The sequence below is a fragment of the Actinomadura sp. NPDC049753 genome, from assembly GCF_040674655.1.
GTDB lineage: Bacteria > Actinomycetota > Actinomycetes > Streptosporangiales > Streptosporangiaceae > Spirillospora > Spirillospora verrucosospora.
Genome location: NZ_JBFARL010000198.1, coordinates 1 through 13,858 on the forward strand (window position 1 = coordinate 1; position 13,858 = coordinate 13,858).

Below are 13,858 nucleotides of genomic sequence, written 5' to 3' on the forward strand. Positions count from 1 at the left end.
CGGCCCCGGCCGTCCGGCCGGGGCCGCGGACATAGCGGAATGAAAACCTTTGTCAAGCCTGGAATTCTCCCGGGTCCGTGATTACCGTCTGCGGGTGGGTGTTCATCCTCCGTCTGCGAAAGGACCCCGCATGTCTCTCGACGTGACCCCGGAACTGCTGGAGACGGCGCAGAAGGGCGAGGTCGGCGACGCGGACTTCGTCGAGTGCATCAGGACCTCCCTCCCCTACGCCTGGGACATGATCAGCGGCCTCGTGGCCCGGCTCCAGGTGGACGGCGGAGACTTCGCCGACAACCTCACCCCGCCGCCGGACGAGAAGGCGCGCGGCCAGCTCCTCCGCGTCCTCGCGAGCGACGCCATGCGCGGCGCGCTGGAGCGTTACTTCGGGGTGAGACTCGCGTTCCAGAACTGCCACCGCGTCGCGGTCTTCCCCACCCAGGACTCCTCCGCCTACCGGACGTTCGTCACGGCCCGCGAACAGATCCTCAACCAGTCGCCCGAACTCCGCGACTGCTGACCCGCTCCCCCTCACGCGGCGCGCCGACCCGTTCGGCGCGCCGCGCGCTGTTCGGCGAGGTGATCAGAGGATGTCCCGGAAGGGGCGCCCGCGCCGGAGTGCGTGACTGCCGGTTCTTCACGTGGCGGCGCGGACTTCGGGGAGGACTTCCCGGCCGAGGCGGTCGATGTTCTCCAGGGTGGCGGTGCGGGAACCGGCGGCTTCGACCAGGAGGATCAGGTGCCTGATGCCGCTTCGCTCGACCGTGGCCAGGAGGGACTCGGCGCAGTCGTCCGGTGAGCCGATCGGGTGGAGGTCGCACATCAGGCGCGTGTAGGCGACGGGGTCGCGGGACGGGCGCGGGCGGCCGTCCACGGCGACGTATCCCTCCAGGCCGGGGCCGAGCCAGCGCGGCATCCCGTCCATGAGGGCGGCGACCGCCTGCTCTCGCGAGTCGGCGACCTGGGCCACATGGGTCGACACGTGCGGCAAGGACGGGTCGCCGTGCCGGGCGACGGCGGCGGCCTTCTCGTCCGGGCCGACATGCATGCCGAGGAGCATCGGCAGGCCGCGTTCCGCCGCCAGCGCCTCGGTCGCGGGGGACGTGCAGGCGACCGTCACCGGCGGCGGGACCGGCGCCCGCGGGACGACCGGCACCTCGCGGAAGGCGAAGTGATCGCCCGACCAGCCGACACGGCCGGACCGCAGCCACGCCAGGAGGAGGTCGAGGGATTCGGCGAAGCCGTGCTCGTAGCGGGGGAGGCCCGTGCCGAACACCTCCAGGTCGCGCCACGGCCCGCCGCGCCCGACGCCCAGCCGGAAGCGGCCGCCGGACAGCAGCGCCAGCATCGCGGACTGCTCGGCCAGCGCCACCGGATGCTGGGTGGACAGCACGCTCACCGCCGTCCCGACGCCGACCCGTGTCGTGGCGGCGAGCAGATGTCCGGCCAGCACGGTCGCGGACGGCACCACCCCGTACGACATGAAGTGGTGCTCGGCGAGCCACACGTCGTCGAACCCGGCGCGCTCGGCGGCGAGGGCGGCCTCGACGGTGCGGGACAGGGCTGCGGCGTCGTCCTGGCCGGGGAAACGGGCGGCGAGGAGGAAGATTCCGAGGCGCACGTCCCCGTCGTACCCGCCATGGGCGACGGGCGACCGCTCTGCAAGACTGCGGTCCATGACTGGTGGTTCGTTCAGCAGGGTCGGGGTCGTCGGACTGGGCACGATGGGCGCGGGCATCGCCGAGGTGCTGGCGCGGGGCGGCCTCGCGGTCGTCGGCATCGAGGTGAACCGGGAGGCGCTGGAGCGCGGGCGCGGCAACCTGGAGTCCTCGACCGGACGGGCCGTCAAGCGCGGCAGGCTCAGCGGGGACGCGCAGCGCGAGATCCTCGGCCGCATCGCGCTGTCGACCGACTTCGCCGACCTCGGCGACTGCGACCTCGTCATCGAGGCCGTCCCCGAGCGGCTCGACCTGAAGCGCACGGTGTTCGCCGAGCTCGACCGCGTGTGCCGGGACGACGCCGTCCTCGCCACCAACACCTCCTCCCTGTCGGTCACCGACATCGCGGTCACCACCGGCCGTCCCACCAAGATCGTCGGGGTGCACTTCTTCAACCCGGCGCCGGTCATGAAGCTCGTCGAGGTCATCGGGACCGTCCTCACCGAGCCGGAGGCCGTCGCCCGGGTCGCCGGGCTGGTCGAGGGGCTCGGCAAGACGCCGGTGACGATCGGGGACCGGGCCGGGTTCGTCGCCAACCGCCTCCTGTTCGGCTACCTGAACCAGGCCGCGACCATGCTGGAGACCGGGCACGCGACCCGCGACGACATCGACGCCGCGATGAAGGCGGGCGCCGGGCTGCCGATGGGCCCGTTCACCCTGATGGACCTGATCGGCCTCGACACCTGCCTCGAGGTGCTGGACGCGATCTACGCCGAGTCCCGCGACCGCCGCCACGCCGCCTCGCCGCTGCTCCGCGAGCTCGTCACCGCCGGGCTGCTCGGCCGCAAGACCGGCCGGGGCTTCTACACCTACGACAAGTCCGGGCAGGCCGAGGAGGAGACGGCCGGCGCGGCGGCGCCGACCGTCGGCGTCGTCGGCGTCGGGCCGCTCGCGGACGCGGTCGCCGCGCTGTGCGACCGGGCGGGCGCACGGGTCGGCGACTCCGCCGCCGACCTCGCGGGCTGCGACCTGATCGTCGAGGCCGCGGAGGACCCCGAGGCCGCGCGGGCCCTGCTGTCCGCCGCCGTCCAGGCCGCCAAGCCCGGAACGGTCATCGCGGTGACCTCGGTGGACGGCTCCGCGATCCGGCAGGCCATGGCCACCGGACGCCCGGCCGACGTCGTCGGGCTGCACCTGCCCGACCCGGCCGGCGCCCTGGCGGAGATGTCCGCCACGGTCGCGACCGCGCCGGACGTCGCCGACCGCGCCGCCGGCCTGCTCGCGCGTCTCGGCCTCACCGTCGTGCGCTGCCGCGACCGCGCCGGTTTCATCGTCGACGCCCTGCGCCTGCCGTACCTGAACGACGCCGCCGCCATGCTCGGCGCCGGATATGCCGACGCCGACTCCATCGACGCCGCGATGACGCTGGGCTGCGGCTACCCGACGGGCCCCATCGCCGACCTCGACCGCATCGGCCCCGGCCGCGCCGTCACGGTCCTGCGCGCCCTGCACGCCGAGACCCGCGACCCGGCCCTGGCCCCGGCCCCCCTCCTCGTGGAGCACGCGACGGCCGGAAAGCCCCTGCGCTAGCCCTCCGTCACGCGCGGGCGGCCCGCCGGGGTGGTCGGGTTCATATGCTTTAGGGCATGAGCCCCCGGAAGAACCGCCGTGCCGCATCCGGACGTTCCGCCCGGGGCGGGGGCACGTCGTGGGCTCAGGAGACCGAGGAGGGGCCGGACGGCGAGTGGATCGTCCGGTCGATCTCCGGGGCCGGGGCGGCCAAGCCGTACCGCTGCCCGGGCTGCGACCAGGAGATCCCGCCGGGCGTCGGCCATGTCGTCGCGTGGCGGGCGGGTGACGGCGGGGACGACCGGCGGCACTGGCACCGGCCCTGCTGGCAGGCCCGGAACCGCCGGTCGCCGCGCGTGCTGCGGTCGCGCAACGCCCCGCGGTACTGACGACCGGCGTCCCGAGCGCGGACGCCGCCCGGCCGAGTGAGAGAAGAGAGATCGATGGCGGAGATCAGGGCGGCCTCGGTGCTGCCGGCGCGGCGCGAGGAGATCACGCTGCACACGTCCGACGGCCTGGAGCTGGTCGGGGAGCTGGCGCTGCCGCCGGAGCGGCCCCCGGTCGCGACGCTGGTCTGCCTGCATCCGCTGCCCACGGCCGAGGGCATGATGGACAGCCACGTCCTGCGCAAGGCGTCCTTCCGGCTGCCCGCGCTCGCCGGCCTCGCCGTCCTGCGGTTCAACACGCGGGGGACGACGTCGGCGCGCGGCACGAGCCAGGGCGAGTTCGGCGACGGCGAGACCGAGCGGTTCGACGTGGCGGCGGCGCTGGAGTACACCGAGTACCACGACCTGCCGCGGCCGTGGCTGCTCGGCTGGTCGTTCGGCACCGAGCTGGCGCTCAGGTGGGGGCGGGACCCGCTGGTCGAGGGCGCGATCCTGCTGTCGCCTCCGCTGAAGAGGGCCGGCGACGCCGACCTCGACGCGTGGGGCGCCGACGGGCGGCCCCTCGTGGCGCTGGTGCCGGAGTTCGACGACTACCTGCGCCCGGCGGAGGCGCGGGAGCGGTTCAAGCGCGTCCCGCAGGCCGAGGTGGTCGCGGTGGACAACGCCAAGCACCTCTGGGTGGGCGAACCCTACGTCCGGATAGTGCTGAACGAGATCGTCAAGCGGGTCGCGCCGGCCGCCTACCCGCTCCCCACCGAATGGGATGAAACGGACAGATAAACACGTGCGGCCGATCGCGGCCACTCCGTCCCACCGGCCGCGCCGGCGGGCGACCATTGCCCAATGACGGTGCAGCTGTACGCAAGGGACGTAGGGACCGGCACACCGCTCGTGCTGCTGCACGCCTTCCCGCTGTCGTCGGCGATGTGGCTCGCCCAGCGCGAGGGCCTCGCGGGCCGGTTCAGGGTCATCACCCCGGACCTGCGCGGTTTCGGCGGCTCCCGGCTGGGCGACGACGAGCCGTCCCTCGACGCGATGGCCGACGACGTCGCCCGCGCGTGCCGCTCGCTCGGGGTCCGGCGGGCCGTCGTCGGCGGGCTGTCCATGGGCGGGTACGTGGCGATGGCGCTGTGCCGGCGGCACCCCGACCTCGTCCTCGGCCTCGTGCTGGCCGCCACCCGCGCCACCGCCGACACCGCCCCCGTCCGGGAGAACCGGCTGCGGCAGGCCGGCGCCCTCGAAGCCGAGCGCAGCACCCGCGTCCTCGTGGACGAGGTGCTGCCCGGCCTCGTCGGCCCCACCACCTACCGGCAGCGGGCGCTGGTCTACGGGCGGGTCCGCGGCCTCGTCCAGGCGGCGCCGCCGCTCGCCGCCGCGTGGGCGCAGCGCGCCATGGCGGGACGCGCGGACTCCTCCGAGACGCTCCGCGGCCTCCGCGCCCCCGCGCTCGTCATGATCGGGGACGAGGACGCGCTGTCCACCGAGGACGAGGCCCGCGCCATGGCCGAGGCGATGCCGAACGCCGAGATGCTGGTCATCCCGCGCGCCGGGCACCTGTGCGCGGTGGAGCAGCCCGAGCTGTTCAACCAGGCGGTGGCGGAGTTCGCCGCCGCCCTCGCCCGGACGTCCCGCTGAACCCGGCGCGGGCGCGCCCGGGCGAGGCCTACAGCGTCTCCTGGCGCGGCATGACGACCTCGCGGATCAGCAGCGAGATCGCCGCCGCCGTGGGGATCGCCAGCAGCGCGCCGACCACGCCGAGCAGGGCCGCGCCGACCAGCGCCGCCACGATCGTCACCGCGGGCTGGACGTCCACGGTCCGCTTCATCACCCGCGGATAGACGAGGTAGTTCTCCACCTGCTGGTAGACGACGTAGAAGATTGCGCACACGATGAGGTCGGTCGTGGTCCCGGTCAGGAACGCCACCAGGGAGACGATCACCGCGCCGATCGTGGCGCCGATCAGCGGGACGAGGTCGGTCACCGCGACGATCAGCGCGAGCGCGAGCGCGTACTTCACCCCGAGGATCGACAGGAAGATGTACGAGCACACGCCCGCGATGAGCGCGATCGTGAACTGGCCGGCGACGTAGCCGCCGATCCGGTCGAGGATCTCGTCGCCGAGCAGGGCGACACGGGCCCGCCGGGTGCGCGGGGCGAGCTGGTAGAAGAACGTCTTGATCTGCGGCAGCGAGCTGAGGAAGTACAGCGTCAGGATCAGGATCGTGATCGTCTGGAAGATGCCGTTGATCGCGACCTTGCCGATGCCGGTGGCGGTGTCGGTGAGGCCCTTCTGGAAGCCGTCGCCGTTCACCGTCTTCTCGGCGCGTTCCAGCAGGCCGTAGCGCTTGTCCCAGTCGGCCAGCGTCTTGTTGTTCTGGAGCTGCTGGACGTACTCGGGGATGTTGTGGCGCAGCTCGGTGACCTGCTCGGACACCGGTTGGACGAGGGAGGCGACGAATCCGGCGAAGAACAGGATCACGATCAGGAACACCGTGGCGACCGCGGCGCCGCGGGGGAGGCCGATCCTGCGCAGCCGCTCCACCGCCGGGTTGAGGCCGACCGCGAGGAACATCGCGACCACGATCATGACGAGCACCGACTTGGCGTTCGTCGCGGCCTTCACCAGCATCCAGGCGGTGATGACGCCGAGCGCCGCGGTGAACCCGAACACGAACGGGTGCGCGCGGCCGAGCGGCTGCCCGGGCTTGCCGAACGGGAACAGGTGGTCGACGCCGGCCTCGCGCTTGCGCTGCTCGACGTCGTGCGCCGGGTCGGGCGCGCCGGGCTCGGGCGCCACGGGTTCGGCGACCGGCTGCGCCGCCGGGAGGGTGACCGGAGCGCCGGTCGCCGGGTCGCGTTCTCCCACAGGCTGCTCGATCTCCTCGGGCCTCAATGCCCCACTCGGTGCGACACCGCCGTCGTCATCGCTCCCGCCCGAGCCGCTCTCGCTGGAGCCGCTCGTGCTGGAGCCGCCTTCGGCGGAGTCGGTCTCAGCGGAGCCGTTCTCGCCTGAGCCGGTCGTGCCGGACCCGGTCTCGGCGGAGTCGGTCTCGGTGGGGCCGGTGTCGGTGGGGCCGGTGTCGGTGTCGCGGGTCTCGCCGGACGGGTCGCCGTCGCGGTCCGCCTCGTCGGTGTCGTCGGCGGGGGGAGCCGGAGCGGGGACCCGGCGGCCGGTGGCGGACCGTCCCTCGCCGGGGGCGGGCTCGCGGCCGTCGTCGTGGGGGGTCTCGTCGGGCACGCCGCTCTCCTCTGTCGTGCGTCTACGGGGTTGAGACGACGGAAAGCCCGGAGGCGTTTCACCGCCTCCAGGCTTTCCGTCATGCCCGACCGTTAAGGGGTCACTCCTGCCACCAGTCCTCGTCGTCCTCTTCGGACTTCTTGGCCTGGGCCGGCTTGGCGGGCGCGGCCTTGGCGGCGGGCTGCTGCTTGGGCTGGGCCTGCTGCGCCGGGGCCGACTTCGGCTCGGCCGCCGGGATGGCGGGCTTCTCCGGGGGCGCGGCCAGCTCGGGCTCGGGGCTCATCGTCGGCGCGACGCCGCCGATGAGCTGACGCAGCTGGTTGAGGTGGCTGGTGATGCTGTCGCGCTGGCGGGTGAGCTCGTCGACCTGGCGCTGCGCCGCCGTCCGGACGCGGTCGGCCTCGGACTTGGTCTCGGCGAGCAGCTGCTCGGCCTGCGACTTGGCCTCGGCGATCACGTTGTCGGAGTTCTTGCGCGCGTTGGCCATCAGCTGCTTGGCGTGCGAGTCGGCCTCGCGCCGGGTCTGCTCGGCCTGCTGCGTCGCCTTCGCGGCGCGCTGCTCGGCGGACGCGGCGCGCTGCTCGGCCTCGGCGACGAGCTTCTGCGTCGCGGCCTGGGCGGCGGAGTGGCGCTCGGCGTCCTGCCGGTCGGCCTCCTCGCGGCGGGCGGCGAGCTGGATCTCGAACTCGGCCTCGGCCTGGGCGCGCTGGGCCTCGCTCTCCTCCAGGATGCGCTGGGCCTGGGCCCGCATCTCGTCGGCCTGCCGCTTGGCCGTGGTGAGGATCTCGTCGCGCTCCCGCTTGGTGGACGCGCGCAGCTGCGCCACCTCGCGCTCGGTGGTGGTGCGCAGCTTGGCGATCTCACGCTCGGCGGCGGCGCGCTTCTCGGCGACCTCGTGGTCGGCGGTGGCCCGCAGCTTGGCGACCTCGCGCTCGGTGGTGGAGGTCAGCTCGTCGGCCTCGCGGCGGGCGGAGGTGCGCACCTCCTCGGCCTCCCGCTCGGCCGCCTGCCGCATGTCGTCGCCCTCGCGCTGGGCGTTGGCGCGCAGCTCGGAGGCGTCGTTCTCGGCGGTGGCGCGCTGCTCGGCGGCGTCGACCTTGGCCGCGGCCTTGATCTCGTTCGCCTCCGAGCGGGCCGCCTGGACCAGCTCGGTCGCCTGCTCCTCGGCGAGCCGCAGCAGCTGCTCGATGCGGGCGCCGAGGCCGGAGTAGGTCGGACGTTCCTGCTCCTGCAGCTGCCGGTGGGCGTCCGACAGCTCGCGCTGCAGGGCCTGGGTCTGCTCGCGGGTCTGCCGCACCTCGTTGTCGAGCTGCTTGATGTGCTCGTCGACCTGGTGCCGGTCGTAGCCGCGAAGCACCACGTCGAACTCGCGCGGGGGCGTGTCTTCAAAGAAGTTGCTGAGCTGGGCGTCGATGTCGGACTGCATGTGGCTCAATCCTGATGTGACGGGGCTACGGGTGGTTCCGGGGACCGGTTGATCGCCTGGCATGACGGACGCACTTGCCCCAGACCTCTTCCGGCGAATGAAGCGTACTCCGGACACTGCCGTGTTGGGGGCTCATCTTGACGCGCTGCGTGGAATGTCCTTTTTGTTCGAGCATGCGACCAGCCCGCAGCAGCCCAGGTGTTGGGGGTGCAAATACACCAGATGTGTCCGAACGGTCACAGAGCGGCGGTCCATGCCGCGCGCTGCGTCACCGTGATATCGAACACGTCACGATCCTGGCGCACCCCCGCCGGGCCCCGCGTTACAAGATCATTCGGCGTTCGGGCGCTTCTGCACCAGCTCCGTCAGGACGCCGTGGCAGTCCTTGGGGTGCAAAAAGTTGATCAAGGAACCCATCGAACCGCCGCGCGGCGCGTCGTACAGGACGCGCACGCCCTTGCCCGCGATCCCGGCGGCCTCGTCGGCGACCGTCCCGTCCGTCCCGAACGCGATGTGGTGGACGCCCTCGCCGTTCTTCTCCATCCACTTGGCGACGGCCGAGTCCTCCCGGATCGGCTCGATGAGCTGCAGGTAGCTGGCCGCGCCGTCCCCCGTGTCGTTGATCTTGAGCATGCACTCCCGCACGCCCTGCTCCTCGTTCACCTCGAAGTGCGCGTCGGTGAAGCCGTAGGTCGCCTTGTAGAACTCGACGGTCGCGTCCAGATCGCGGCAGGCGATGCCGATGTGGTCGATACGGGTCAGCATGGGCTTTGTCCCTCCTCGGACGGCCAGGCGGGGGCGAACGGAACCGAACGTCGCTCCCGTGGGTATCGTGGCAAACGTCGCCGCAGCACCTTCCTGGAGGCCCCCACATGACCACCTCGTCCGTGATCGTCGCCGGAGCGCGCACCCCCATCGGGCGCCTGATGGGCTCGCTGAAGGACTTCTCCGCGGCCGACCTCGGTGCGCACGCGATCAAGGCGGCGCTGGAGCGGGCCGGGGTGTCCGGCGACCAGGTGCAGTACGTGATCCTCGGCCAGGTGCTGCAGGCGGGCGCGGGCCAGATCCCGTCCCGGCAGGCGGCGGTCAAGGCCGGCATCCCGATGAGCGTCCCCTCCGTCACGATCAACAAGGTCTGCCTCTCCGGGCTGGACGCGATCGCGCTGGCCGACCAGCTCATCCGGGCGGGCGAGTTCGACATCGTGGTGGCGGGCGGCATGGAGTCGATGACCCAGGCCCCGCACCTGCTGCCGAAGTCGCGCGGCGGCTACAAGTACGGCTCCGTCGAGGTCCTCGACCACATGGCCTACGACGCCCTCACCGACGCCTTCGACGGCGTCTCCATGGGCGAGTCGACCGAGCGGTACAACGCGAAGCTCGGCATCTCCCGGGAGGAGCAGGACGAGTTCTCCGCCCGCTCCCACCAGCGCGCCGCCGAGGCGATCAAGAACGGCGTGTTCGACGAGGAGATCGCCCCGGTCGAGATCCCGCAGCGGCGCGGCGAGCCCGTGGTGTTCTCCGCCGACGAGGGCGTGCGCGGCGACACCACCGCCGAGGGCCTGGCCAGGCTGCGCCCGGCGTTCAGCAAGGAGGGGACGATCACCGCCGGCTCGTCCTCGCAGATCTCCGACGGCGCCGCGGCGGTCGTGGTGATGTCCAGGGCCAAGGCCGAGGAGCTCGGCCTGACCTGGCTCGCCGAGATCGGCGCGCACGGCAACGTCGCGGGCCCGGACAATTCGCTGCAGTCCCAGCCGTCCAACGCGATCAAGCACGCCCTCGGCAAGGCGGGCCTCACCGTCGACGACCTCGACCTCATCGAGATCAACGAGGCGTTCGCCTCCGTCGGCATCCAGTCGATGCGCGACCTCGGCGTCGGCCCCGAGAAGGTCAACGTCAACGGCGGCGCCATCGCGGTCGGCCACCCGGTCGGCATGTCCGGCGCCCGCATCCTCCTGCACCTGGCCTACGAGCTGAAGCGCCGCGGCGGCGGCACCGGCGCCGCCGCCCTCTGCGGCGGCGGCGGCCAAGGGGATGGGTTGATCATCCACGTCCCGGCGCGGTAGCGCGGGGCGGGGGCAGGCCCCCGCCTCACTGGGAGGCGGGGGTGATGGTCACCGTTGTGAAGCCGAGGGCTTTGAGCATGTTCTCCAGCATCGACTTCGTGTTGGCGTCGGCGCGCTGCTTCAGGCCGCTCTGGGCCGCGGCCGTCTGGATCTTCTGGGACGCCAGGACGTAGAGCTGCTGCTGGTTGTTCGGGTTGCTGCTGAAGAAGTCGCCGAAGCGGTCGAAGACGCCGCGCTGGGTCGCGTAGACGTAGCTGTTCTTCGTGTCGAGGTTCGTCTGCTCCAGCTGGGCGGGCGGGAGGGTGACCGTCGCCGCCGTGCGGTCCGCGTTGACCTTGAGGGCGCCCGAGCCGAGCCGGGAGAAGTCCACGTAGGCGTCGACCGAGCCGTTCCCGACGAACAGGGTCCGCTTGCCGCGCAGCGAGGACGGCAGGAACTTGGCGTCCTTCTCCAGGTCCACGACGACCTGGAAGTTTCCGCTCGCCGCCTCGTAGCGGTGCAGGTCGCGGATCGACTTCAGCAGGACGGGGCCGCTGCGGTCCTTCGTCTCCTCCTTGAACGGGTTGAGCCAGTGGGGGAGGCCGTGCAGCGCCTGCTGGGCGACCAGGACGAGCGCGACGGTGGCGACGATGATCGCGACGGGGGTGAGCAGGCCGCGCCGAGGGGGGCGGGACCGGCCGGGGGACGACTTGGCGGGCGCGTCGTGCTTCCCGCCGTTCTTCGCGTCGTTCTTCGTTTCCGAGCGAGCCATGTATCCGGCATTCCCGGCAGCGGCGTCCGCTACCTCATCCGGCGGGTTCCGGCTCGGGCGGGGACGGGCGCCGCAGGTCCGACTCGTGGGTCGCCTGCTCCACCTCGATCAGCGACTCGCTGCGGAGATGCGCCTCGTGGGCGGCCCGCCCGCCCCGCACGCCGAACAGCCGTTTGGTGACGACGATGTAGACGATGAGACCGATGTTGAGCACCAGCGCGCCGGCGCGCAGCACGGTGACCTTCTCCACCAGCTCGTAGATCTCGATCGGCAGCCCGAAGCACGTCGCGACGACCGCGAAGTACTCGCCCCAGCGCTTCAGCAGCCACAGCCCGACCGCCTCGATCAGCTCGATCGCGCCGTAGACGATGAGGCCGACGGCCAGCCAGCGCAGCGTCCGCGCGTCCAGGTCGAACACGTGCCGGACGGACGTGACGACCTTGGAGTGGTCGAGGTCCCAGCCGACCTGCTCGGCGATGGGGCGCAGCAGCGGGATCTCCTTCTCGAAGATCCGCTCGATCGATCCGCGGCTGCCGGCGAAGCGCCACACCCCGTACGCGGCGACCAGCACGATCAGGCCGCGGATGCCGCGCTCCACCGCGAAGAACCGCATGATGAAGGCGTCGCGCAGCTCCCGGCCGCGCTTGACCAGCGGCGCCCGGTCGGCCGGGCCGGTCCCGTGCGGCTCGCCGTGCACGTAGGTCCCGCAGCGCAGGCATCGCCACGCGGCGCCGATGGGGGACGAGACGACGAGCCGCTCGCGCAGCCTCTCCTCGTCCGGCGCGTAGGTGATGTGTCCCTTGCGCGCGCAGGTCAGCAGGCTCCAGTCCACGCGGACACCCTAGAGGCCCTCCGGGGTCCGCATACGTCACGGTTTGCGCACGGTCGTGCGAGCGCCGTGTGAGCAACGCCATATCCGGCGCGGAAACCGCGGGCCGACGCCGTGCCGTTGAGCGGGGCGTGGACATGATTCGTGTTTTCCGGTTCGTCTCCGTCGCCGAGGCGTTCTCGTTCCTCCTCCTGCTGCTGGTCGCGATGCCGCTGAAGTACGGTGCGGACGCGCCGGTCGGCGTGCAGGTGATGGGGCCGGTGCACGGCGTCCTGTTCATGGCCTACGTCGGCCTGGTCTTCCTCGTCCGCGAGCAGCTCGGCTGGGACCTCAAGCGCACGGTGCTCGCGCTCGGCGCCGCGGTGCTGCCCGTCGCGCCGTTCTTCGTCGAGCGCCACTGGACGCGGCCCGCCGCCGAGCCGGTACCGGCCGGGCGGGGCGCCTGACCTCCCGCGTGACCGCGGTAGGCCGGGGGGTCCTGCCGTGGTCACGCGGGACGGGTCTCCAGGACGTCGTGGAGGCGGCTCTCCGTCGTGCGGGGGGCGTGGAAGTCGCGCGGGCCCAGCGCGCAGGCACGGTACTCGGCGAAGTGGAGCCGTAGCCAGTCGCGCCGCCGCTGCTCGGTCCAGGACGCGAACCGGTGGCCCGCGCGCGTGCCGGCCGCGGCCGGGGGGTCGTCGCCGAGAAGCCACGCGTCGACCAGCGCGCGGTAGCCGTCGCCGGCGGCGCAGGCCCCTTCGTCCTTGAGCGCCTCGCTGATCTGCCGGACGGCCCGGGACGCGTATCCGGGCGCGAGGTTCTCGTCGAGGTGGACGGCGGCGACGCCGTCCGCCACCGTGACGGGCATCCAGGCGGGACGCTGCTCGACCCTCGTGAAGGCTCCGGGCGTGCCGTTCAGCCGCGCGGCGAGCGGGGTCGCCGCCGCCATCAGCTGGGGCAGCGCGTCCCGCAGGGCGGGGTGCACGCAGACGGTGAGGGGCCACGTCCGGCACGCCGGCTCCGCCTGGGCGGGCGCCACCGTCCCGCCGGAGCCGTGCAGCGCGAGGGTGGCGGAGACGGTCGCGGCGAGCGCGAGCGCCAGGGGGAGGACGAGCAGGAGCCGCCGCGTCGCCCACATCACGTAGCCGAGGATCAGTGCCGTGGTCAGCCCGGCGGCCCAGAGGAGCTGGACGGCGAACACCTCGGGACGCAGGGTGGTGAACAGCTGGACGCGGGAGAACGCGGCGGGGGGAAGCAGGCTCCACCAGGACGTCCCGGGGATGCGCAGGGCGGCCCACAGGGAGGTCGCGGCGAGGACGAGGGCCGCGGTGGCGCGGTGGGGCGCGACGCGTCCCGTGAGGTAGCCCGCGACGACGTGCAGGACGAGAGCGCCGGCGCCGGAGAGCACGCCGAGCGGGTGGGGCTGCCCGGCGTGCGCGTGGACGAGGGTGACGGCGACGACCACCGCCGTGACGACGACGTAGGAGACCAGCGCGGCGGACGACAGCAGCAGCAGGTCGAACAGCACGCCCGTCGCGGGGGAGCGGGCGGTGAGGTCGCGCAGGTAGTCGAGCGGGCGTTCCCGGACCGCCGTCCACGCGGCCAGGCCCGCGGCGGCCGGGCCCAGGAGGCGGACGGCGTTGACCAGCGCGACGACGCTGTTGTCCCAGTACGCGACCGCCGGGCTCAGCGACAGGCACGCCGCCGCCGTCCCGAGCACGGTGAGGACCGGCACGGCGACGAGCAGCGCCGTGCGGCGGGCGTCCAGCCGGAGCACCCGCCCGAGGTCAGACACCGGTGGCGCTCTCGGCGGGCGACCGCCCCGGCCGCGCCTTCGCGAGCTGTGGCAGGGGCAGGTGCGGCAGCGCGAGCGACGGCAGGGAAACCTGCGGCAGCGCGCGCCGGACCGGGCGGCGCCGGGGCATCGCGTCGACGGTCTGCGGATGGAGGGCGCCGCGCGGG

General features: G+C 73.0%; 14 protein-coding genes. 7 read left to right on the top strand and 7 right to left on the bottom strand.

The window, feature by feature from the left end; translation table 11 throughout:
* Window positions 1–130: 130 nt before the first annotated feature.
* Window positions 131–517 (top strand): SCO5389 family protein, encoded by a 387-nt coding sequence (locus AB0K37_RS33850; protein WP_363987929.1) that lies wholly within the window; start codon window positions 131–133, stop codon window positions 515–517.
* Between the two features lie 117 nt (window positions 518–634).
* Here AB0K37_RS33850 and AB0K37_RS33855 read toward each other — a convergent pair whose 3' ends face one another.
* Window positions 635–1,618, bottom strand: coding sequence for an LLM class flavin-dependent oxidoreductase (locus tag AB0K37_RS33855; RefSeq protein WP_363987955.1), 984 nt, complete (start codon window positions 1,616–1,618; stop codon window positions 635–637).
* A gap of 55 nt (window positions 1,619–1,673) precedes the next feature.
* Here AB0K37_RS33855 and AB0K37_RS33860 point away from each other — a divergent pair, with 55 nt between their 5' ends.
* The 4 genes from AB0K37_RS33860 (at window position 1,674) to AB0K37_RS33875 (ending at window position 5,245) form a co-directional block, all read left to right on the top strand.
* Window positions 1,674–3,245 (top strand): 3-hydroxybutyryl-CoA dehydrogenase, encoded by a 1,572-nt coding sequence (locus AB0K37_RS33860; protein ID WP_363987931.1) that lies wholly within the window; start codon window positions 1,674–1,676, stop codon window positions 3,243–3,245.
* A 56-nt stretch (window positions 3,246–3,301) separates the two neighbouring features.
* Entirely contained in the window at window positions 3,302–3,613 is a 312-nt protein-coding gene (locus AB0K37_RS33865) for an ATP/GTP-binding protein (RefSeq protein ID WP_363987933.1), read from the top strand.
* A gap of 54 nt (window positions 3,614–3,667) precedes the next feature.
* Window positions 3,668–4,390 carry an alpha/beta hydrolase gene (locus AB0K37_RS33870; protein ID WP_363987935.1) on the top strand — a complete coding sequence of 241 codons (723 nt, stop codon included), beginning with the start codon at window positions 3,668–3,670 and terminating at the stop codon, window positions 4,388–4,390.
* 63 nt (window positions 4,391–4,453) lie between these two features.
* Complete coding sequence (locus tag AB0K37_RS33875) at window positions 4,454–5,245, top strand: alpha/beta hydrolase (RefSeq protein ID WP_363987937.1); 792 nt, start codon at window positions 4,454–4,456, stop codon at window positions 5,243–5,245.
* A 28-nt stretch (window positions 5,246–5,273) separates the two neighbouring features.
* On the opposite strand, the gene AB0K37_RS33880 is transcribed toward AB0K37_RS33875, so the two are convergent.
* The 3 genes from AB0K37_RS33880 to mce all read right to left on the bottom strand — a co-directional run bounded on the left by AB0K37_RS33880 (window position 5,274) and on the right by mce (window position 9,039).
* Window positions 5,274–6,848, bottom strand: coding sequence for an AI-2E family transporter (locus AB0K37_RS33880; RefSeq protein ID WP_363987939.1), 1,575 nt, complete (start codon window positions 6,846–6,848; stop codon window positions 5,274–5,276).
* Between the two features lie 100 nt (window positions 6,849–6,948).
* Window positions 6,949–8,274 carry a DivIVA domain-containing protein gene (locus AB0K37_RS33885; protein WP_363987941.1) on the bottom strand — a complete coding sequence of 442 codons (1,326 nt, stop codon included), beginning with the start codon at window positions 8,272–8,274 and terminating at the stop codon, window positions 6,949–6,951.
* Between the two features lie 330 nt (window positions 8,275–8,604).
* Complete coding sequence (gene mce / locus AB0K37_RS33890) at window positions 8,605–9,039, bottom strand: methylmalonyl-CoA epimerase (protein ID WP_363987943.1); 435 nt, start codon at window positions 9,037–9,039, stop codon at window positions 8,605–8,607.
* Window positions 9,040–9,146: 107 nt separating this feature from the next.
* On the opposite strand from mce, the gene AB0K37_RS33895 reads away from it, so the two are divergent.
* A complete protein-coding gene (locus tag AB0K37_RS33895; protein ID WP_363987945.1) occupies window positions 9,147–10,337 on the top strand; it encodes an acetyl-CoA C-acetyltransferase in 1,191 nt (396 codons plus the stop codon).
* Window positions 10,338–10,362: 25 nt separating this feature from the next.
* Here AB0K37_RS33895 and AB0K37_RS33900 read toward each other — a convergent pair whose 3' ends face one another.
* Window positions 10,363–11,088 (bottom strand): DUF4230 domain-containing protein, encoded by a 726-nt coding sequence (locus tag AB0K37_RS33900; RefSeq protein ID WP_363987947.1) that lies wholly within the window; start codon window positions 11,086–11,088, stop codon window positions 10,363–10,365.
* A 34-nt stretch (window positions 11,089–11,122) separates the two neighbouring features.
* On the bottom strand, window positions 11,123–11,920 hold the full coding sequence (locus AB0K37_RS33905) for a DUF2127 domain-containing protein (RefSeq protein ID WP_363987949.1): 798 nt from the start codon (window positions 11,918–11,920) through the stop codon (window positions 11,123–11,125).
* A 134-nt stretch (window positions 11,921–12,054) separates the two neighbouring features.
* Here AB0K37_RS33905 and AB0K37_RS33910 point away from each other — a divergent pair, with 134 nt between their 5' ends.
* Window positions 12,055–12,363, top strand: coding sequence for a DUF3817 domain-containing protein (locus AB0K37_RS33910; RefSeq protein WP_363987951.1), 309 nt, complete (start codon window positions 12,055–12,057; stop codon window positions 12,361–12,363).
* A 41-nt stretch (window positions 12,364–12,404) separates the two neighbouring features.
* On the opposite strand, the gene AB0K37_RS33915 is transcribed toward AB0K37_RS33910, so the two are convergent.
* A complete protein-coding gene (locus AB0K37_RS33915; protein WP_363987953.1) occupies window positions 12,405–13,691 on the bottom strand; it encodes a hypothetical protein in 1,287 nt (428 codons plus the stop codon).
* Window positions 13,692–13,858 lie beyond the last annotated feature (167 nt).

Bases quoted from the DNA above. Each gene is read 5' to 3' on its own strand.
- AB0K37_RS33850 (WP_363987929.1), top strand. From the start codon at position 131: ATGTCTCTCGACGTGACCCCGGAACTGCTGGAGACGGCGCAGAAGGGC.
- AB0K37_RS33860 (WP_363987931.1), top strand. From the start codon at position 1,674: ATGACTGGTGGTTCGTTCAGCAGGGTCGGGGTCGTCGGACTGGGCACG.
- AB0K37_RS33865 (WP_363987933.1), top strand. From the start codon at position 3,302: ATGAGCCCCCGGAAGAACCGCCGTGCCGCATCCGGACGTTCCGCCCGG.
- AB0K37_RS33870 (WP_363987935.1), top strand. From the start codon at position 3,668: ATGGCGGAGATCAGGGCGGCCTCGGTGCTGCCGGCGCGGCGCGAGGAG.
- AB0K37_RS33875 (WP_363987937.1), top strand. From the start codon at position 4,454: ATGACGGTGCAGCTGTACGCAAGGGACGTAGGGACCGGCACACCGCTC.
- AB0K37_RS33885 (WP_363987941.1), bottom strand. From the start codon at position 8,274: ATGCAGTCCGACATCGACGCCCAGCTCAGCAACTTCTTTGAAGACACG.
- mce (WP_363987943.1), bottom strand. From the start codon at position 9,039: ATGCTGACCCGTATCGACCACATCGGCATCGCCTGCCGCGATCTGGAC.
- AB0K37_RS33895 (WP_363987945.1), top strand. From the start codon at position 9,147: ATGACCACCTCGTCCGTGATCGTCGCCGGAGCGCGCACCCCCATCGGG.
- AB0K37_RS33900 (WP_363987947.1), bottom strand. From the start codon at position 11,088: ATGGCTCGCTCGGAAACGAAGAACGACGCGAAGAACGGCGGGAAGCAC.
- AB0K37_RS33910 (WP_363987951.1), top strand. From the start codon at position 12,055: ATGATTCGTGTTTTCCGGTTCGTCTCCGTCGCCGAGGCGTTCTCGTTC.